Consider the following 693-nt stretch of genomic DNA (forward strand, 5'->3'; position numbering starts at 1 on the left):
TTGGCTTTGGCATTGTCAGTCGTGACCGTCAAATCACCGTTCACAATCGTTGCTGTGCCGCCGTCAGCCACAAAGGTGGTGTCGACGGTTTGGCTATGACCATTAATTTTGGCTGTGACCTTCGACACTCCTGACGTGGTATTGGTTAACGTGGTGGTTGCCAACCCTTGCTGATTGGTGGTGGCAGATGTCGAGGTTACCGTTGCGCCGTTATCCGCGATAAAGCTTACCGAGACATTAGTTACCACGTTGCCATTGGCATCGGTCACCTTGGCCTGAACGGCATTGGTATCCGCGCCGTCAGCTTTGGCGTTATTAGTGGTGACGGTTAAATTGCCATCAATAATGGTGGCGGTTCCGCCGTCGGCGATAAAGGTAGTGTCCACGGATTGGCTAGTGCTGTTAATAGCAGCGCTGACTCGACTAATCCCCGTTTTAGTATTGGTTAGCGTTGTGCTGGCTAAACCATTCGAACCGGTCATCGCTGATGCCATTGTGACTGTGGCACCGTTATTCGCGGTGAAGGTAACCTCCACATTAGGCACCACGTTGCCGTTAGCGTCGGTGACCTTGGCTTGAACGGCGTTGGTGTCCGTACCGTCAGCCACCGCGCTATCGATGGTGACCGTCAAATCGCCATTAACAATCGTTGCCGTGCTGCCGTCAGCCACAAAGGTGGTGTCGACGGTTTGG

At 53.4% G+C, this 693-nt stretch carries 1 protein-coding gene; it reads right to left on the bottom strand.

Annotated elements, in window-relative coordinates; all coding sequences use genetic code 11:
* A partial coding sequence (locus HMPREF3091_RS22570) for an Ig-like domain-containing protein (RefSeq protein WP_210403578.1) occupies window positions 1-693 on the bottom strand: 693 nt, incomplete at both ends.

This window comes from Hafnia sp. HMSC23F03, assembly GCF_001816025.1.
GTDB lineage: Bacteria > Pseudomonadota > Gammaproteobacteria > Enterobacterales > Enterobacteriaceae > Hafnia > Hafnia paralvei.